16 protein-coding genes are annotated in these 20240 nt (G+C 59.6%); 9 read left to right on the top strand and 7 right to left on the bottom strand.

The features are described 5' to 3' along the window. From tsaE to trxA, 6 genes are all read left to right on the top strand, one after another. On the top strand, window positions 1–600 hold the full coding sequence (tsaE, locus tag GH722_08210) for a tRNA (adenosine(37)-N6)-threonylcarbamoyltransferase complex ATPase subunit type 1 TsaE (GenBank protein ID MRG71749.1): 600 nt from the start codon (window positions 1–3) through the stop codon (window positions 598–600). Continuing rightward, window positions 593–1594, top strand: a complete 1002-nt coding sequence (locus GH722_08215; protein ID MRG71750.1) for a phosphotransferase — start codon at window positions 593–595, stop codon at window positions 1592–1594. The genes tsaE and GH722_08215 overlap by 8 nt, the downstream gene beginning before the upstream one ends. Before the next feature lie 53 nt (window positions 1595–1647). After that, complete coding sequence (locus GH722_08220; protein ID MRG71751.1) at window positions 1648–2325, top strand: NTP transferase domain-containing protein; 678 nt, start codon at window positions 1648–1650, stop codon at window positions 2323–2325. After that, window positions 2322–5321, top strand: coding sequence for a double-strand break repair protein AddB (addB, locus tag GH722_08225; protein MRG71752.1), 3000 nt, complete (start codon window positions 2322–2324; stop codon window positions 5319–5321). Before GH722_08220 ends, addB begins: the two co-directional genes overlap by 4 nt. Beyond that, window positions 5318–8761, top strand: coding sequence for a double-strand break repair helicase AddA (gene addA / locus GH722_08230; GenBank protein MRG71753.1), 3444 nt, complete (start codon window positions 5318–5320; stop codon window positions 8759–8761). The genes addB and addA overlap by 4 nt, the downstream gene beginning before the upstream one ends. A gap of 91 nt (window positions 8762–8852) precedes the next feature. Then, window positions 8853–9173 carry a thioredoxin TrxA gene (gene trxA, locus GH722_08235; protein MRG71754.1) on the top strand — a complete coding sequence of 107 codons (321 nt, stop codon included), beginning with the start codon at window positions 8853–8855 and terminating at the stop codon, window positions 9171–9173. Between the two features lie 93 nt (window positions 9174–9266). Here trxA and GH722_08240 read toward each other — a convergent pair whose 3' ends face one another. Genes GH722_08240 through GH722_08250 form a run of 3 tightly spaced genes read right to left on the bottom strand, consistent with a single transcriptional unit; the run spans window position 9267 to window position 11591 of the window. Then, window positions 9267–9980 (bottom strand): alpha/beta fold hydrolase, encoded by a 714-nt coding sequence (locus GH722_08240; protein ID MRG71755.1) that lies wholly within the window; start codon window positions 9978–9980, stop codon window positions 9267–9269. Next, the gene (locus GH722_08245; protein MRG71756.1) at window positions 9980–10876 is read right to left on the bottom strand and encodes a LysR family transcriptional regulator; all 897 of its coding nucleotides are present in this window, start codon (window positions 10874–10876) and stop codon (window positions 9980–9982) included. Before GH722_08245 ends, GH722_08240 begins: the two co-directional genes overlap by 1 nt. Before the next feature lie 4 nt (window positions 10877–10880). Further along, the gene (locus tag GH722_08250) at window positions 10881–11591 is read right to left on the bottom strand and encodes a haloacid dehalogenase type II (protein ID MRG71757.1); all 711 of its coding nucleotides are present in this window, start codon (window positions 11589–11591) and stop codon (window positions 10881–10883) included. 265 nt (window positions 11592–11856) lie between these two features. Between GH722_08250 and GH722_08255 the strand changes: the two genes are divergently transcribed. Beyond that, window positions 11857–12222, top strand: a complete 366-nt coding sequence (locus GH722_08255) for a c-type cytochrome (GenBank protein MRG71758.1) — start codon at window positions 11857–11859, stop codon at window positions 12220–12222. Between the two features lie 91 nt (window positions 12223–12313). On the opposite strand, the gene GH722_08260 is transcribed toward GH722_08255, so the two are convergent. The 3 genes from GH722_08260 to GH722_08270 form a co-directional block, all read right to left on the bottom strand. Continuing rightward, on the bottom strand, window positions 12314–14929 hold the full coding sequence (locus GH722_08260) for a TRAP transporter fused permease subunit (protein MRG71759.1): 2616 nt from the start codon (window positions 14927–14929) through the stop codon (window positions 12314–12316). A 99-nt stretch (window positions 14930–15028) separates the two neighbouring features. Next, window positions 15029–16003, bottom strand: a complete 975-nt coding sequence (locus tag GH722_08265) for a TAXI family TRAP transporter solute-binding subunit (GenBank protein ID MRG71760.1) — start codon at window positions 16001–16003, stop codon at window positions 15029–15031. Between the two features lie 353 nt (window positions 16004–16356). Next, the gene (locus tag GH722_08270) at window positions 16357–17691 is read right to left on the bottom strand and encodes an aspartate aminotransferase family protein (protein MRG71761.1); all 1335 of its coding nucleotides are present in this window, start codon (window positions 17689–17691) and stop codon (window positions 16357–16359) included. A 139-nt stretch (window positions 17692–17830) separates the two neighbouring features. Here GH722_08270 and GH722_08275 point away from each other — a divergent pair, with 139 nt between their 5' ends. Further along, window positions 17831–18346, top strand: a complete 516-nt coding sequence (locus GH722_08275) for an adenine phosphoribosyltransferase (protein MRG71762.1) — start codon at window positions 17831–17833, stop codon at window positions 18344–18346. After that, window positions 18291–18698, top strand: a complete 408-nt coding sequence (locus GH722_08280) for a hypothetical protein (GenBank protein MRG71763.1) — start codon at window positions 18291–18293, stop codon at window positions 18696–18698. Before GH722_08275 ends, GH722_08280 begins: the two co-directional genes overlap by 56 nt. A gap of 8 nt (window positions 18699–18706) precedes the next feature. Here the strand turns inward: GH722_08280 and GH722_08285 are convergent, their stop codons facing one another. After that, window positions 18707–20143 (bottom strand): response regulator, encoded by a 1437-nt coding sequence (locus GH722_08285; protein MRG71764.1) that lies wholly within the window; start codon window positions 20141–20143, stop codon window positions 18707–18709. Window positions 20144–20240: the final 97 nt, after the last annotated feature.

Below are 20240 nucleotides of genomic sequence, written 5' to 3' on the forward strand. Positions count from 1 at the left end.
ATGGCGTCAGCGGCAGAGCATTGCAAGGCTGGCGATAGCGGATTTGACGCTTTGCGACAGATATCCGGCCCTGTAGACTCTGCCTGTCAGACCTTCCGGGGTCGCTCTGTTTATCATTTCATCACGCATCGGTTCCCGTTGTTTTCACGCCTGCTCCATACTGAATCTGACACCACAAATCTGGGTGCTGATCTGGCCGCACTGGCCCGGCCCGGCGATGTCATCGCGCTGGTCGGTGATCTTGGTGCCGGAAAGTCTGTGCTGGCACGTGGCTTTATCCGGGCGCTGGCGGGGCAGGATATCGATGTCCCAAGCCCGACCTTCACCCTGTTGCAGACTTATGAAACACCTACTGCCGTGGTCTGGCATTTCGACCTTTACCGGCTGGAAGACCCCGACGAAATCTGGGAACTGGGGGTGGAGGATGCCTTTGATGAAGGCATCAGCCTGTTTGAATGGCCGGGAAATGGCGGCAGCGCCATCCCTGCGGACCGGCTGACCATCACTCTGACAATTCAGCCGGATGAAGCGCGGCTGGCCAGCCTGTCCGGTGGCCCGTCCTGGACTGACCGCCTGAAGGGATTGCCCGGTGATGGCTGACCGTCTGGCGCTTCACGCACCGTTTCTTGAGCGGGCCGGCCGGTCAGGAGCCGCCGTGTCGCTGCTCGCCGGGGATGCCTCGTTCCGGAAATATTACCGTGTCCGCAGGGCGGACGAGATAACGGTGCTCATGGATGCCCCGCCGCCGCAGGAAGATGTGCGGCCTTTCGTGCGGATTGCCCGGCATCTCCGGTCACTCGGACTGAGCGCGCCGGAAATACTGGCAGAGGATACCGGCGACGGTTTTCTGCTGCTCGAAGATCTGGGCGACGCGACCTACACCCGGCTGCTGACGGAACCGGGTGCAGATGAGGCGGCGCTCTATGAGCTGGCGACCGATGTCCTGATCCATCTGCATCGCCGGGCGGATGCCGTCATTCCTGATTTACCGGCCTATGATGCTGATCTGCTGTGGCGTGAAGCCTCCCTGCTGACCGACTGGTATATGCCGGCCGTCTTCAGCAGGGAAACCGATGCCTCTGTCCGGGATGCATTCGAGGCGGCGTGGCGGCAGGTCTCCGCCGTGACAGATGCGGCACCCTGGTCGCTGGTCCTGCGTGATTACCATGTCGACAATCTGCTGCTGCTGCCGGACCGCCCGAATATCGGGCAATGCGGATTGCTGGATTTTCAGGATGCGGTGCATGGCCCGACGGCCTATGACCTGATGAGCCTGTTACAGGATGCCCGGAGGGACGTGGCACCTGACGTCCAGAGACTTTGTCTGGACCGCTATCTTGCAGCCTTTCCGGATACCGACCGCACCGCCTTCGAAGCCGCCTACGCGGTACTGGCGGCACAGCGCCATACCAAGGTTATCGGCATCTTCACCCGGCTTTGTGTCCGTGACGGAAAACCGGACTATCTTCGTCATATGCCGCGTCTCTGGCGGCTGCTCGAATCAGCTCTGGTGCATCCTGCCCTTGACCCTGTGGCCCGCTGGTTCGATACCCATATTCAGAAACAAGACAGAATCATACCGAGAAGCCCGTGACATCTGAAATACCTAGAACTGCCATTCTGCTTTCCGCCGGTTACGGCAAACGCATGCAGCCGCTGACCAGCGAGCGCCCGAAGCCGCTGATCGAAGTTGGTGGCCGTGCCATGCTGGACCGTGCGCTGGACCGCATGATTGATGCGGGGGTGGAGCGGGTTGTCGTCAATCTGTTCTATAAGGGAGAGATGATCCGCGATCACCTTGCCGGACGGAAGGACGTGGAGATTCTGTTTTCCGAAGAAACGGAGCTGATGGAAACCGGGGGCGGGATCAAACAGGCCTTGCCGCTGCTTGGTGACGGACCGTTCATCGCGGCCAATTCCGATACGGTCTGGCTGGATGGCCCGACAGAGGCCCTGCAACGGATGGCCGATGAATGGAATCCGGATATCATGGATGCATTGCTGATGCTGCATTCCGGCGCGGCGGCCTGGGGCTATGAAGGTGTCGGCGATTTCACCATGGATGAGTATGGCAAGATCGCCCGGCGCGAGGAAACCCTGGTCGCCCCTTTCGTCTATACCGGCGTGCAAATTCTGACGGCGGACCTGTTTGCCGACACACCGGACGGGCCGTTTTCCATGAACCTGCTGTTCGACCGTGTGATTGAGAACGAGCGCCTTTATGGCATCGTCCATGACGGTGAATGGCATCATGTGGGCACTCCCGAACAGCTTGCAGATGCCAATCTGCGATTCGGCGACAACGCCCCGACCAGCGGCAAATGACGGAGCTGTTCCGCCCCGGTCTCTATACAATCCCGGCGGGACAGCCTTTTGTTGATCTGCTTGCCAGCGCCGTGCTGGAGGAAACCGGGGGTGACCCGGTTGTCCTCAGCAGCTACCGGATATTTCTGCCGACGCGCCGTGCCTGCCGTTCCCTGCGGGAAGCCTTCCTGCGGCTTGGCGGCGGCACGGCAATGCTGTTACCCCGGATGACCCCGCTGGGTGATCTGGATGAAGATGAGGCACTGTTATCGGATGCGGCTCCTGTAGACGGAGAGAGCGATCTGGCCGCGCCACCGGCGATTGCCGAACTGCGGCGTATTCTGATTCTGTCGACGCTGATCCGGGCCTTTGCCGAACGCCGGGGCACCGGGCCGCAGACACCGGCGCAATCGGTTGAACTGGCCCGCGAACTGGCGCGACTGCTCGACGAGACACAGACGGAACGGCTGGATTTTGCCAATCTCGCGGGACTGGCGCCGGACAGCTATGCCGGGCACTGGCAGCAGACCCTGACTTTTCTCGAAATCGTCACCGCCTCCTGGCCGGAGATTCTGAAGGACAGCGGTTTGCTGGACCGGGCGGTTCGCCGGAACCGGATCATTGAAAATCAGGCAAATGCCTGGGCGGCGACCCCGCCACCCTATCCGGTGATTGCTGCCGGCTCGACCGGGTCGGTACCGGCGACGGCGGATTTGCTGCGGGTGATTGCCGGGCTGCCGCTGGGCCGGGTGGTGCTGCCGGGATTTGACCGTGAAATGGAGGCCGCAGAAGCCCGTGTGGTGGGTGAGACCCATCCCCAGTACGGTATGTTGCGGCTGGTCGATCATATGGGGGTTGCCCCGGATCAGGTAGAACTCTGGCCCGGTGCGGTTGCGGAAGCAGCGGATATGGACCGCCGCAGGCTGATCAGTGAAGCACTGCGCCCGGCAGAGACGACGGAACGGTGGCGGGACCTGAAGCCACCGCGGGCTGATGCCCTGCTGGGCTTTGAGTTGCTGACCTGTCCGACGCCGCAGGAAGAAGCAGGGGTTATTGCCCTGCTGATGCGTGAGGCGCTGGAGACACCGGCGCGCACCGTGGCGCTGGTCACGCCGGACCGTACACTGGCCCGACGGGTTTCCAGTCTGCTGGAGCGCTGGGATCTGGAGGTTGATGATTCTGCCGGGCAGCCGCTGGCATCGACCCCGGTCGGCAGTTTTCTGCTGTTGCTGGCAGAAGCGGCGGATGCTGCCTTTGCGCCGGTGCCACTGCTGTCCCTGCTGAAGCATCCGCTGTCGGCGCTCGGCCTGTCACCGGAACGGTTCCGGCGGGATGTGCGGGCACTGGAAGTCGCGGTCCTGCGTGGCCCTGCCCCGGCAGAAGGTTTTGACGGCCTGCGCGTGGTGGCCTCGGTGCTGAAGCCGGATCGACGGGCGCGCATTGAACAGATAATCGACCGGCTGGAACAGGCGCTGGGCGGATATGCGGCACTGGTCTCCGGCGGTGGCGATATCAGCGCCATGCTGACCGCCCATATCGCAGCGATGGAAGCACTGGCAGCAACAGATGAAGAAACCGGTGCGGCGCGTCTCTGGCGGGGTGATGATGGTGAAGCCTCCTCGGCCTTTCTGGAGGATATGCGTGACGCGGCGGATGATCTTCCTCCGATCGTGGCGGATGACTGGTCGGAACTGCTGACCGTCTTGCTGGCCGGGTCGACTGTCCGGCGGCGGTTCGGGCAGCATCCCAGATTGTCGATCCTGAGTCCGATGGAAGCCCGTCTGCAACAGTTCGATCAGGTCATTCTGGGTGGCCTTAATGAACAGGTCTGGCCTCCGGCAGACCGTGCCGATCCCTGGATGAGCCGCCCGATGCGGCGGGATTTCGGTTTGCCCACGGCGGACCGCCGGGTCGGGCTGGCCGCACATGATTTTGCCCAGCTGGCAAGTCAGCCTGATGTTATCATGACCCGTGCCGACCGCCGCGACGGTGCGCCGACGGTGGCGTCGCGCTGGATCGACCGGCTGACCAATCTGCTGGATGGCTTCCACGACAGCGATGGACAGATGGCACTGTCCATCAAGGGACAGACTGCAACTTACCTCGCCTGGTTGCGCATCATGGACCGTCCCCTTGCGGTAGTGCCGGTCACGGCACCGGCACCGCGCCCGCCTGTTGCAGCCCGTCCGACCCAGTTGTCCGTCACCCGGGTTGAGACCTGGATGCGCGATCCCTATGCGATTTATGCTGAGAAAATACTGGGTCTGCGGGCCTTGCCGGAGCTGGAGGAAGATCCGAGCGCGGCGGATTACGGCACTGCCATTCATGCGGCGCTGGAACAGTTCACAAAGATTTATCAGGGCAATATTCCGCCGGACGCAATCGAACAGTTGCTGCGGATCGGCCGGGATATCTTTGCCGCACAGGCCGCGCGCCCTGCGGTGATGGCATTCTGGCAACCCCGGTTCGAACGGATTGCCGAATGGTTTGTCCTGACCGAACAGAGCCGCTGGACCGGCATCGAAAATGCGCTGGTGGAATTACGGGGCGAATTGGCCATCGCGTCGCCTGCGGGCACGTTTCTGCTGACCTGCACGGCAGACCGGCTGGACCGGCTGGTCGGTGGCGGGGCCACCATTATCGACTACAAAACCGGTGCGCCGCCGCCCCGCAAGGAAGTCGAAGCCGGGTTTGCGCCACAACTACCCCTGGAGGCTGCGATTGCCCGGGCCGGGGGATTTCCCGGTCTCGGGCCGGTGGAAGTGACCGACCTTGAATACTGGCGGGTGTCCGGCGGTGAAGAGGCAGGAAAGATCATTGATGTGGCGAAGGGAGCAGCGGGTGATCTCGCGACAGATGCTCTTGAGGGTCTGACCGACCGGATTGCTGAATTTGCCCGTCCGGAAACGCCCTATATCGCCCGGCCCTATCCTGCCTTCGCGCCAAAATACAGCGACTATGAACATCTGTCGCGGGTGAGGGAATGGTCGGTCAGTGACAATGGGGGCGGTGAATGAACAGCATTCTGCCACCGGGTGCCCCCAATCCGAACGAACAGCAGCGCAAGGCGGCGGACCCCCGGGCGTCGGTCTGGGTGTCGGCCTCTGCCGGGTCGGGCAAGACCAAGGTTCTGACCGACCGGGTGCTGACCCTGTTGCTGACAGGTTCTGCCCCGGAACGGGTGCTCTGCATTACCTTTACCAAGGCGGCAGCGGCGGAAATGTCGAACCGCATCTCGGCTCAGCTCGGCAAATGGTCGACGCTGCCGGACAATGCGGCGCTGATTGCTGACCTGACAAAACTCCTTGGTCGTGCGCCGACGGACGCCGAACAGATTCGCGCCCGCCGCCTGTTTGCAACGGTGCTGGATACGCCGGGCGGTATGAAAATCCAGACGGTTCACGCTTTCTGCCAGTCCGTGTTGCAGCGGTTTCCGCTGGAAGCCGGGATCAGCCCGAATTTTGTCGTGCTGGATGAACGTGATGCCCGGGTGCTGCTGAAATCTGCCATTGATGATCTGATCGCGCTGGCCGGTTCCGGTGGCGACCCGGTGCTGGGTGAGGCCATGGCGGTGCTGACCCGCCGCACCCATGAGACGACATTTCCTGATCTGATCTCGGCCCTGATGGGTGAACGGGGACGGATAGCCCGGATACTCGAACGCCATGCTGATGCGACATCGCTGCATGATGCGGTCTGTGATGTTCTCGGTCTTGACCCTGCTACGACGTCGGAAGGGCTGGAACAACAGTTCTGCGCCAGCGCCAGTTTTGATGATGCGGGGTTACGCCGGGCACTGGATGTGCTGGATCAGGGTGGCAAGACGGATCAGAAAAACCAGCCTGTTCTGGCCCGCTGGTTGTCTGCCGACCCCGTTGCCCGGCGGTCGATGACTGACGATTATCTGGGTATCTATCTTACCGGCAAGGACGAGATTCGGGCAAAGCTCTGTACCAAGGCCGTTGAGACCCTGGCACCGGGTACAGGAGATATCCTTTATGTCGAGGCTGTTCGCTGTGAGGCTTTTCTGGAAGCCCGCAAGGCGCTGACCGTCGCCGAGGCGACGCTGTCCCTGCTGACGCTGGCTGACCGTCTCAGCACCCGCTATGCCCGCATGAAGGCGCTGCGCAATGTGCTGGATTATGATGATCTGATTCTGAAAACCCGCGATCTGCTGGCGGTTGAAGGCAATGTCGGCTGGGTTCTGTTCAAGCTGGATCGCGGTATCGATCATGTTCTCGTTGATGAGGCACAGGATACCAACCCGGAACAGTGGGAAGTGATCGAACGCCTGACCGGTGAATTTTTTGTCGGAGAATCGGCGCATGAGCGCCCGCCGACGGTTTTTGCGGTGGGTGACGGCAAGCAGTCGATCTACAGCTTCCAGCGGGCTGATCCGCGAGAATTCGTCCGGATGCGGGAGCGGTTCAAGACCAAGGCAACAGCGGCAGAGCGTAACTGGGCAGAAGTGCCGCTGCAGATGTCATTTCGCTCCACCACTTCGGTACTGGCGGCGGTTGACCATACCTTCGCCAGTCCCGCTGTCAGTGATGGCGTGGCCATTGGTGAGAGTGAAATTCGTCATTATGCCTGGCGCAGCGGTCATGCCGGGCTGGTTGAACTCTGGCCGCCGGTCGAGCCGGATGTCACTGATGATCCCCCGGCCTGGAAGCCGCCGCTGGAGGCTCAGCTGGGTGAAAGTGCCCCGGCGCGGGTGGCGGGCCTGATTGCCGATGATATTGCCGGACGGATTACCCGTGGCGAGATGCTGGCCAGTCGCGGGCGGCCGCTCCGCGCGTCCGATTTTCTTGTGCTTGTCAGAACCCGTGGTCTGTTCGTGGAACATCTGGTGCGGGCGCTGAAGGCGCGGGATGTGGAGATCGCCGGGGTCGACCGGATGATTCTGAAGGAACAGATTGCGGTTATGGATCTGGTCGCTCTGGGCCGGTTTCTGTTGCTGCCGGAAGATGACCTGAATCTTGCCTGCCTGCTGAAAAGCCCGCTGATCGGTCTGACGGAAGACGAGTTGTTCGGGGTGGCCTGGAATCGCCCGGCACGGCTGTGGGATGCCCTGCGTGATTCTTCGCTGCCGAATGCGGTCGCCGCGACCCGCTGGCTGCACGATCTGCTGGCACAGGCAGATTATATCCGCCCCTTCGAGCTGTATGAACGGGTACTGGATGGCGACGGGGGGCGCAAAAAATTCCTCGGGCGGCTGGGTCAGGATTGTGCAGACCCGATCAACGAATTCATCAATCTCTGTCTTAATTTTGAACGCAGCAACACGCCGTCCCTGCAGGGTTTCCTGCACTGGTTCGAAACCGGCGATGTCGAGATCAAACGTGACCCGGAGTCCGGTGAAAGCGACACCGTGCGGATTATGACTGTGCATGGCGCGAAGGGTCTTCAGGCGCCGGTGGTCTATCTCCCGGACACCCTGCAGGCGCCGTCACGGGGTGCCCTGATTCAGTGGGATCCGGATAAAGAGGGTGGGGGCATGCCCCTCTGGTCGCCGCAGGCCCCGCTGGACAGCGCCGAGGTGAAGCGCCGCAAGGAACTTGGCAAGGTGATGCGGGATGCGGAATATCGGCGGCTGCTCTATGTCGCGATGACCCGGGCTGAGGACAGGCTGTATATCTGCGGCTGGAAGAACCGGCAGAAAGAGCCGGAGGGCTGCTGGTACAATCTGATCCTGAATGGTCTCGAAGGTAACGCCGCGGAGATTACGGATGCCCGGTTTGAAACTCCGATATTGCGGCTGGAAAACGACCAGACACGGGAGCCCTCGACCGAACAGCATGATCTGACCGAAACCCGTATTCTGCCATTGCCGGACTGGGCGCTGCGGTCTGCCCCGATAGATCCGGAGCCGTCTGACCCGCTAAGTCCGTCGCGCCCGGATGAGGAAGACCCGCCGGTCCGCTCACCGCTGACGGACGGGGATAACCGGGACCGCTTCCTGCGTGGCAAGCTGGTTCACCGGATGCTGCAAAGCCTGCCGGATATTGACCCGGCCCGTCGCGGTGATGTGGGGGCGGCCTATCTGGCGCAACCGGGCCACCGGCTGAGTGAAAGCCAGCAGGAAGCCATTCTGACGGAAACGCTGGCGGTCATGAGCAGACCGGATTTTGCTGATCTGTTCACCGGGGCTGCGGTCGCCGAGGCTCCGATTGTCGGGACGGTACAGACGCAGGCCGGTCCGCGTGTTGTCTCCGGCCAGATTGACAGGATTGTGATCATCGATGACCGGGTGCTGGTGGTGGATTACAAGACCAACCGCCCGCCACCGACAGACGCCGCCGACGTGCCGATGATCTATCTCCGGCAGATGGCGCTCTACCGGCGTTTGCTGATGACGATTTATCCGGGAAAAACAGTTGATTGCGCTTTGTTATGGACGGACGGACCAATTCTGATGAGACTCCCCGTTGAGTCGATGGAACGTGCCGCGCCTTGACGTGTCGCCGTTCCGGTCCCAGATATCGGGCAAATGAACCCACCCCTGCGCCGCCGATGATCGGGCGGCCCCACGACAAGGATGATGAAATATGAGCACCAAGGCAGTTTCCGACGAAAGCTTCGATGAAGACGTTCTCAAATCCGACCACCCGGTTCTGGTCGATTTCTGGGCAGAATGGTGTGGCCCCTGCAAGCAGATCGGCCCGGCTCTGGAAGAACTCGCTGCCGAACTTGGTGACAAGGTAACGGTTGCGAAGGTCAATATTGATGACAACCCGATGACCCCGTCCAAGTACGGCGTCCGCGGCATCCCGACCCTGATGCTGTTCAAGGGTGGCGATGTTGCCGCAACCAAGGTCGGCGCGCTGCCGAAAAGCCAGCTGTTTGACTGGGTCAAAGGCGAGATCTGAGCCAGACTCGTTATCTGACTGAATAAAAAGCCCTCATCCTGAAACAAGTTCGGGATGAGGGCTTTTTCATGTCTGACGGGTTGTCTCTGTCGCTCAGGCTATCGTCGCGTGCCAGTCACGAATCGCCTTCAGCAGGGCGGCGGGTTGTTCCACGGGGGTCATATGGCCGCAATCCGGGATGATGGTGAGGGTGGCATTCGGGATGCCGTCGCGCAGCTCCTCGGCTTCCTCGATGCCGCGCAGACGGTCCTGATCGCCGGTTACGACCAGCGTCGGGCAGGAGATGTTGCCGAGTGTCGGGCGTTCATCTGTGCGCCGGATTGACAGCTGGTTGAGGAAAGCCTGCCGTCCCAGACGTATCGACATGGCATGCAGGCGCTCGATAAGTACCTTGTTTGTCTCGATATCCGGATGCAGGGCACGGGACAGGGCCTTGCGCGAAATCCCCCTGTAGGTCCGGGTTTCCTGAGCCGCCAGCGCGACCCGGTTACGCTCGCGCCGGACATCCGTGTCACCACGGGCAGATGAGTTGATGATGACCAGCCCCTGTATAAGGTCAGGGGCCAGCAGCGCCAGTTTCCGGGCGGCAAATCCACCCATGGAGAAACCGATGGCCAGCGTCGGGCCGGTCAGGCTGGCGGCAAGAGTCTGCGCCATCTGGTCGAGGTCGCCGGATGCTGACAGATCACCAAACCGGCAGTCACCAATATCTGCCAGTCCCGGCAGGATATCGCTCCACAAATCATCATCACACATGAATCCGGGCAACAGGATAAGATCCGGTCTGGCCGGGGCAGGCTTTGCCATCAGGCAATCTCCTCAATGATTTTCCGCAACCAGACATGGGCTGCATCATTGTCTGTACGCCGATGCCAGTACAGGGACCAGTCAAAACCGGATTCTGTCAGCGGAGAAGGGGAGAACGTCAGATTGCGTCCTGTAACAAGGCGGGTTGCGATGCTTTCGGGAACGACCGCCAGCAGTTCGGTCTGTTCAATGATTTCCGGCAGGGCAAGCCAGTGCGGCAGGGTCAGCACGATCCGGCGTTTCAGGCCGGCGGCGGCCAGTTGGCGGTCGATAAAGCGATCATCCAGCGGGCTTTGTGAGACCCGGATCTGCGGCAGGGAGGCAAATGTCGCGGCTGTCAGTGTGGTGTTATCCAGGGCCGCTTCGGCACGGGTCAGGCAAACCAGCCGGTCAACGAACAGGATTGCCTGCCGGATCGACTTCGGTGCTGACAGGCCGGTTGAAACCGCGAGGTCAATATCCCCCCGTTCCAGTGCATCGACGGTAGCTTCCGGCGACAGATGGACAACTTCGAGGCTGATGCCTGGTGCTGTTTCCGCCAGATGCTGAAGCAGTTTCGGCAGGATGAGGGCAGACAGCAGGTCAGACAGCCGCAGGCGGAAGGTCATCTGGCTGGCGGCAGGGTCAAACCCCTGTGGTTCCTCGATCAGGCGGTTGATTTCCTTCAGCAGCCGGCTGACCTCAGGTGCCAGCTGGGTCGCGCGTTCCGTCGCTGCCATGCCGCCGCCCTGGCGGACCAGCAGGTCATCGCCAAACAGATAACGCAGCCGGCTGAGAGCCGCACTCATTGCCGGCTGGCCAAGACCAAGCAGGTCGCCCGCGCGCCCGACATGGCGGGTTCGCATCAGGGCGTCAAAGGCGACCAGCAGGTTCAGGTCAACACGGCGCAGATTCATCCGGTCATTCGGTCAGGGCCGCCGCCAGTTCCGTGAAGTCTGAAGTGATGAGGTCCGGCTGGTGCGGGGTTTCGCCAAAGGGCCGTTTGCGGCGGTCAATGAAGGCGGCGCGCATACCCCAGCATTTCGCCCCGATGCAGTCAAAGGCGTGATTGGCAACGAACAGGCAGTTCGAGCGGTCTTCACCGATGATTTCGGCCGCCGTCGCATAGGTTTTCCAGTGCGGTTTGAAATAGCCGGATTCCTGAACCGAAATTACATGGTCGAAGGGGAAACCGATATGCGGCTTTGCGGCTTCCAGCATGTCGCGGTCACCATTCGACAGAATGGCGAGCTTGTAGCCAGCCTCGCGCAGGCGGGCCAGTGCCGTCAGCACATCCGGAAAGGGTTTCAGTTTTTCAATCTCGCCGACCAGCCAGCGAACTTCGTCCTGTGTGTAGCTGATGCCGCAACGGTCCATGACAAAACTGACAGCGCGGTGGCCGATCTCGCGGTAGGGGGTATGGCCGCGATCGCCAAGCGCGTCGATCATTGAATTTTCAAAATGGGTGCGTCGCCACCAGGTCACAAAACGATGGGCTTCACCATCCCAGCCTTTTTTCTTCAGAAACGGCGTGGCGATTTCAGTGAGGCCTTTCTGCATATCGACGATGGTGCCGTATTGATCAAAGACCAGAACACGGGTTTCACGGGCGAGAACGGATACTGAGGTCATGAATTATCTCCGGTAAGGGGATGACCTTTATCACCTGAAAACAAACATTATCAAAATCGATATTAGAAATCATTATATTAATAGAAATGATATTTTTGGAGATGATCATTCTATGTCTCCAATTGATGCAGGGCAGATATTCGCCCCTGTACATCACTACGCCTCGTCGCTAAATCAGGGTCATGGGTATTAACTGCAGGTGATGAGGAGAATTTCCGTGATGAAACTGACTGTAGCCGCGACCACCGTTCTGCTGGCTGCCGGGATGTTTGCCGGTGCCGCACAGGCTGCCGGTGATGCGGCCAAGGGCAAGACCGTCTTCAAGAAATGCGCTGCCTGTCATTCGTTTGATGCTGAACAGAGAAAGCCGGGACCGACGCTGGCCGGGCTGTTCGGGCGAAAAGCCGGTGTTGTCGAAGGTTTCAAATATTCCAAGGATATGGTCGCCGCAGGTGAAGCCGGACTGGTCTGGAATGAACAGGGCTTTGTTGATTACATGGCCGACCCGAAAGGATATATCGGCAGCTTTATTGACAAGAAAAAAGCCGCCACCCGCATGGCATTTGCCGGTCTGAGGAAAGAGTCTGAGCGCGATGACCTGCTGGCTTATATGCTGGAACAGGTGAAGTAAGCACCGTTTTAAGGTTCTGACGTAACCGGGTAAAGAAAAAGGCGGTGCCCGGGGGGCACCGCCTTTCGTGTTTGTGGTTCAGATAACCGGATCAGGCGGGTTCACCCTCACGGCGACGGCGCTGGATCATGATCAGCCCCGCCAGCAGGATGAGTGCCGGAATGTAGAAAACTTCCTTTGGCATCCGTTCTGACTCGACTTCGACTTTCTTGATGACCCAGTCCAGGTCAATGCCCTGTTGCTCGGCATAGCCGCCGAAGGTCACGTTATCGACCATGGTCTTGCCGTCAGTCGTGATTACTTCGATCCCGGCGGCTTTGGCCAGACGTTCAGCACCCGGTCCGGCCGGACCCAGCGGCAGGCTGACTGTTTTCTCGACAATCTTGCCGGATCCCAGTTCCTCACCTTCAAGGGTGGCCCGGATGGCGCCATCCGCCGGAGAGGATTCTGCCAGTTGCACAATGGTTGCCGGATCGACCTTCTGATAAGGCTCTTCGACGATATCCAGCCAGAAGCCGGGCCGGAACAGGGTGAAGGCGATGATCAGAAGCAGGGCCGATTCCCACAATTTCGAGCGGGCAAAGAAGTAGCCCTGTGTCCCCGCAGCGAACAGCAGCATGGCTATGGTTGCCACCACAAAGACAAACCCGGCCTGTACCCAGCCGACGTCAATCAGCAGCAGGTCCGTGTTGAAGATGAACAGGAAGGGCAGGGCAACGGTTCGCAGCGAATAGAAGAACGCCGTGAACCCGGTCTTGATCGGGTCCGCATGGGCAACGGCCGCCGCTGCAAAGGATGCCAGTCCCACAGGGGGTGTCACATCCGCCATGATGCCGAAGTAGAAGACGAACAGATGCACCGCGATCAGGGGGACGATCAGCCCGTTTGAGGCACCAACCTCAACGATGACACCGGCCATCAGTGAGGAGACGACAATGTAGTTTGCCGTTGTCGGCAGACCCATGCCCAGGATCAGCGAGAAGATCGCCACCAGTATCAGCATGAAGATCAGGTTGCCGCCGGACAGGAATTCGATGAACTCACCGACGATCTGATGTGCACCGGTCAGCGAGATGGTGCCGACAATGATGCCGGCAGCACCGGTCGCCACGGCAATCCCGATCATGTTCCGGGCACCGGCAATCATGCCGTCGATAACCTCGTTCCAGCCCTGCCGGAATGAGGCGCCGAGATCACCCCGTGCCCGCATCATGGCTTTCAGCGGATGCTGGGTCAGCTGGATGAAGATCATACCGATGGTGGCCCAGAAAGCGGCCAGACCCGGTGACAGACGTTCGATCATCAGGCACCAGATCAGCACCAGAATCGGCAGCAGGAAGTAGAAACCTGCACGGGATGTCGGGCCGGTCTCCGGCAGCGAGACGACCTCGGCATTCGGATCATCTTCTTCCAAATCCGGTGCGCGGGCCGACACATAGAGCAGGCCGAGATAAGCAACAACGAACAGGACGGCCACCGCATAGATGGTTGCCTGACCAAAGACATCCTTGGTCCAGCCGAGACCGTAATAGATCCCCATGGCAAGAGCGCCGGTAATCACGAAACCCAGGATGATACCCGTCAGCTTCTGGATCAGGGTCTTGGCAACACCCGGTTTCGGCAGGCCCTTCATATTCGCTTTCAGGGCTTCCAGATGGACGATGTAGAACAGCGCGATATAGGAGATGACCGCCGGCAGCAGCGCATGCTTGACGACTTCGAGATAACTGATGCCGACATATTCGGTCATCAGGAAGGCCGCAGCCCCCATGACTGGCGGCATGATCTGGCCATTCACCGAGGAGGCGACTTCAACCGATCCGGCTTTCTCTGCCGAGAAGCCGACACGTTTCATCAGCGGAATGGTGAAGGTGCCGGTGGTCACCACATTGGCGATGGAGGAGCCGGAAATCAGGCCGGTCATGGCAGAAGACACAACAGCCGCCTTGGCCGGACCGCCCCGCAGATGGCCGAGCATGGCGAAAGCCAGCTTGATGAAATAGTTGCCGGCACCGGCCTTGTCGAGCAGGGAGCCGAACAGGACGAACAGGAAGACCATCGAGGTCGAGACGCCGAGGGCGACACCAAAGACGCCTTCAGTCTGCATCCAGAAATGCCACATCGCCTTGTCCAGCGAGGCACCTCTCCACTGGATGACTTCCGGCATGAAGGGCTGGTGACCGAAAAAGACATAAATCAGGAAAACCGACGCCACGATAACCAGTGGCAGGCCAAGTGACCGGAACGTTGCAATCAGCACGGTGATCATGCCGAGAACGGAAACGACAATATCGGCCGTGATCGGCAGACCCGGTCGCGTCGATATCGATCCCTTGAAGAAAACGAGATAGAGACAGCAGGCGGCCCCGATCAGCGCCAGGCCCCAGTCATAAAAGGGGACGCGATCGCGGGGAGAGCCTTTGAAAAGGGGATAGGCCAGTGCGGCCAGAACCAGGGCAAAAGCAAGATGAATGGCGCGTGCCTGATCCGAGGGGAACAGCACGACATTGCCGAATACTTCCGCCAGCAAGAAGGGTACGTCCGAGGCAATATAGAGCTGAAACAGCGACCAGGTCAGTGCAATTCCGGCTATCAGCTTGCCGACGAAACCGGTCGGTGCCCGTGCTCCTGTATCCGACGAGGCTACGAGATCATCGAGATCGATATCATCGATTGCCGCCCCGCCTTTTTTGTTCGTATCCGCCATGATCTTCCCCCTTGAAGTGCCTGGTTTTGCCTATGTCTGAACGAGTCGGGCGGATGACGGGGGCACCAGGCGGCACCCCCGTCGACCCGGTAATCAGCCTTACTTGATCAGGCCGAGTTCCTTATAGGCTTTCTCTGCGCCCGGATGCAGCGGGGCAGTGAGGCCATCCTTGACCATCTGTTCAGCTTTCAGATTGGCGAAAGCCGGATGCAGTTTGCGGAAATCGTCGAGGTTCGACATGACCGCCTTGGCAACCACATAGGCAATTTCATCGGATACGGCTGATGATGAAACGAAGGTTGCACCGACACCGAAGGTCTTGGTGTCGTCCGGGTTGCCGGCATACATGCCGCCGGGGATATCCGCAAAACGGTAGTAAGGATTGGCACCGACCAGCTTGCTCGGAATATCGCCGGTTACGGCAACGATGTTTGCATCACAGGAAGACACGGTTTCCTGAACCATCGAAGCGGGGTGGCCGACCGTCATGAAGTAAGCGTCGATCTTGTTGTCGCAGAGTGCCTGACCCAGTTCAGCCGACTTCATTTCTGAGGCCAGCTTCAGGTCGTCGCGCTTCCAGCCATATTCGGCTTCCAGAACTTCCCAGGTGGCGCGGACGCCGGAACCGGGGTTGCCGATATTGACGCGCTTGCCCTTCAGGTCTTCAAAGCTTTTCACACCGGCTTCCCGACGGGCAACCACGGTGATCGGCTCGGCATGAACGGAGAACATGGACCGCAGGTCCTTGTATGCCCCGGCTTCCTGGAAAGCGCCGGTACCATTGTAAGCATGGTACTGCACGTCTGACTGGGCGACGCCGAATTCCAGCTCGCCTGCCTTGATGGTGTTGATGTTATAGGCAGAACCACCGGTCGATTCAGCGGAACAACGAATGCCGTGTTCCTTGCGGCCTGCATTGACCAGACGGCAGATTGCACCACCGGTCGGGTAATACACGCCGGTGACACCGCCGGTACCGATGGAAATGAAAGTCTGTTGTGCTGACGCGCCGGTCGCGGCAAGCGACAGGCCTGCAACGGCGACGGTAGCAATGAGTGTTTTTTTGAGGATCATGAACCCCCTCCTGTTTTCGTATGTGACTGTTTGCATAGGTTCGCCCTGACGGTGCCGGTTTTCTGGCGATCATCAGAGCCGGTCATGATGCGACCGCACGAACGCACTGTCGTTCAGCGCATCCGGTTTTCTGGTCCGGAGCAGAAGGCACCGGATCAGAGATTTTCGGAATTGTTTCTGGAGCGTGTTATCGCTCAAGCAAAACCCCCTGTTATTCGAACATCGGCTGACTGGACTGGCTGGTTTATCCGCCCGTCTTCTGCAATCCGCGTTCGTTTGTCGACGGAAATACCGTCAGAAGAAAAGTGTACCAGCTTGCCTAGCCATGGCAAGAAATCACGTTTCCAGCCAGATTACCGGCTGCCGGGCAGAACCGCATCGACCGCATCACCCAGTCTTTCAACGATGGCGGACAGATCCTGTTCCGTAACGATGAAGGGTGGGGCCAGCAGGATATGATCGCCGGTCCGTCCGTCGACCGTACCCCCGCCGGGATAGCACATCAGACCGCGCTTCATGGCCTCTGTCTTGATCTTCCCGTTTACGGAAGCTGCCGGGTCCAGCGGTTCCTTGCTGGCCCGGTCGGCAACCAGTTCCAGTCCGCGAAACAGCCCTCGTCCGCGAATATCGCCGATATTCGGATGATTGCCGAAACGGTCCTGCAGCAGGGCATCCAGCCGGTCACCCATGGCTGTGACATTGGTCAGCAGATCCCGGTCCTGTATTTCCTTCTGCACGGCAAGGGAGGCTGCACAGGCCAGGGCGTGCCCCATATAGGTATGGCCATGCTGGAAGAAGCCCGACCCGTTGACAAAGGCATCATAGATTTTCTTCCGGACAATCGTCGCGCCAATCGGCTGGTATCCGGCCCCCAGACCTTTGGCGATGGCGACCATGTCGGGCAGAATCCCCTCCTGATGAAAGGCAAACAGATCGCCGGTCCGGCCCATCCCGCACATCACTTCGTCCAGAATCAGCAGAACCCCGTATTTGTCGCAGATTTCCCGGATGCGCCGGAAATACCCTTCAACTGCGGGTACAGCCCCCATGGTCGCACCGACAACAGGCTCTGCCACGAAGGCAGCGACCTGATCTTCTCCCAGTTTCAGGATGGTTTCTTCCAGCTCTCCTGCCACGCGCAGGCCATAGGCCTCATCGGTTTCCCCGGCTTCCTTCCAGCGCCAGGCATGGCAGGGGGCAATATGGGACGTGACGGGCAGCAGGACCGGTTCAAATTGCTGACGTCGCCACATATTCCCGCCCGCAGACAGCGCGCCGAGCGTGTTGCCGTGATAGCTCTGACGCCGGGCGATATAATGGCGGCGCTGTGGCTGGCCAATTTCAACAAAATACTGTCGGGCCATTTTCAGGGCGGTCTCGACAGCCTCGGACCCGCCACTGACAAAATAGACCCGGTCCAGATCACCCCCTGCCTGTTGGGTCAGAAAGTCGGCGAGCTGCTCCATCGGCTGATTGGTAAAAAAGCCGCTATGGGCAAAGGCCAGCTGATCCAGCTGTTCATGCATGGCCTGACGTACGGCCTCGCTGGAATGGCCAAGACAGGACACGGCCGCCCCGCCGCTGGCATCAATATACCGCTTTCCGGTGGCGTCGATCAGTTCGATACCATCACCCCGGACAGCCTGTGGCATGACCCCTCTGGTACTGCGATGAAAGACATGATCCATGGCCGGTTTCCTTCAAGATGCTGCGGGAAGCTTATCGGGAATCTGTGGATTGGCACAACCGGATTGCCTATGACGCGTTGATCGCACCGCGCGGGCTGGCTAAAGTCGCGCATCGAAATTACCCGGCAGAACCCAGATTATGGATATCAAGGACCACATCCGCAGCGTGCCCGACTTTCCGAAGCCCGGCATTCTTTTCTATGACATTTCCACCCTGCTGGCCGACGCCGATGCCTGGCAGGTTGCCCTTGGTCGTCTGGCCAGGATTGTCCGGGGGTTTCAGCCTGACCTGCTGGTCGGCATTGAAAGCCGGGGATTCCTGGTTGCTGCCCCTCTGGCGCTGAAGCTGGGCAGCGGATTTGTGATGGTCCGCAAACAGGGCAAGCTTCCCGGCAAGACCATCCCGTTCGAATATGAACTCGAATACGGCACGGATACGGTGGAGATTCAGGAAGATGCCATCAAGCCCGGTCAGCGGGTGGTGGTGCTGGATGATCTGCTGGCCACTGGCGGCACGTTGCAGGCGTCCATTGATCTGCTGCGCAAGGTTGGTGCCGATGTTGTCGGGGCGGCCTGTCTGATCGAACTGACTTTCCTGAATGGCCGTGACCGGCTGGATGTCCCGTTCGAGGCGCTGGTCGCCTATGACTCCTGACCATCCGTCGGGGCTGGTTGATGCGGCAATGATTGAGGATGTCCGGCAGAATGTTTCTGCCGGGGCTGCGGACAGTCTGTACGCAGATTTTTTTGCAGAAGTCAGAAATCACGGTTTAACGGATCAGGATAACCAGCCGGTTGATATGGCCGTGATGGCAGACCGGGCGCATTCCCTGAAAAGTGTCTGCGGTACGTTTGGGCTTGTCGGCCTCGCTGAGATCGCACGGGAAATCGAATTCTGCTGTCTGAAGGATGACAAGGATCGTGCCCGGCAGCTGACACTGGATTTCCAGTCTGTCACCGAGGCTTCGATTGATGAGGCGCAGTCGGTTCTTGACGGGAAAAACTGAAACCCGTTTCAGGTTTCCGGCGTGGCTGCACTTCGTTTAGTTTCCTGCCAGACAGCCAGTTTCCGGTATAGCGTCGACGGACTGACATCCAGAGCCTCTGCCGCTTTCGGTATATTTCCGTCCATCTGTGAAATGGCGGCTTCAATGACCCGTCGTTCGACAAGACGCAGCGGTTCAATCGGGCCTGTGGCGGCGTCTTCTGTTCGCTGTCCGGTATCTGTGGCCCGTCGCATCATGCGTTGTCGCCGGTCCTGATTGGTGTCGATGGCCGCTGCAATTCTTTCCGGCAGCATTGTCATGCTGACCCGTTCACCGTCGTTCAGAACAACAACATTGCGCAGGGTGTTTTCCAGCTCACGCACATTACCCGGCCAGTCATATTGTTGCAGTGCCTGACGGGCAGGTTCGTCGAAACCGGTGAAGCTTTTCCCTTCTTCCTTGCAGATCCGCGCAAGGACATGATCGGCAATGTCGAGGACATCACTGTCGCGATCCCGGAGTGGTGGTAACAATACGGGGATCACATGCAGCCGGTAATACAGGTCTTCGCGAAACCGGCCGGCCATCACCTCTTCCCAGGGATCGCGGTTGGTCGCACAGACGAAACGGACATCCACACTTTCATCCGCACCACCGCCAACCTTCTGAAATCGCCCGGTCTGTATGAAGCGCAGCAGCTTAGTCTGGAGGGCCATTGGCATTTCGCAGATTTCATCAAGGAACAGGGTTCCCTTGTCGGCCCGGGTTGCGGCCCCGTCACGATTGGCTACGGCTCCGGTAAAGGCTCCTTTTACATGACCGAAAATTTCGCTTTCCATCAGCTCGCCGGGAATGGCACCACAATTGATGGCGACCAGAGGCTGGGCATGCCGTGGTGAGCGGTTGTGGACCGCCTCGGCAGTCAGTTCCTTGCCGGTCCCGGATTCACCGGTCACAAAGACGGTAGCCTTCGACGAGGCAGCACTTTCAATAATGCGGTAGACCGCCTGCATGGGCAGGGATGAGCCGATGAAGCGGCAATATTCACGGCGATCAAATGTATCGCGATAAGTCGCGACGATGGTCCGCAACGACGCCTGCTCCATCGCGTTCCGCAGGGTGACGACCAGCCGGTTGGCAGTGAAAGGTTTGACGAGGAAGTCGGTCGCACCGGCCTGCATGGCCTCGACGGCGATATTGACCGATCCGTGCGCTGTAATGACGATCACCGTATCGGCGAGGTCTTCCTGCCGGATGGTGCGCAGGATATCCAGACCATCCATATCCGGCAGTTTGAGATCAAGAAGCACCGTCGACGGATGCAACCGGCGCAGGGCTTCCAGCGCTGCCGCACCGGTGGCGACAGTATGCAGATTGACGGGCTCGTCGCGCAGATATTCAGCATACACCCGCGACAGCGAGAGTGTATCTTCGACGAGCAGAATGTCCGGCAAGAGGTCCGGCATATGGTTTGGTCCTGTAGTGCGATCTTTCGGTATGAATCCGGCTGATCTCAGGACTTGCACGCAAAAAAGCCAGAAAACCCGAAACAGAAAACGCCCG

It is taken from the genome of Alphaproteobacteria bacterium HT1-32, from assembly GCA_009649675.1.
Classification (GTDB): Bacteria; Pseudomonadota; Alphaproteobacteria; order Rhodospirillales; family HT1-32; genus HT1-32.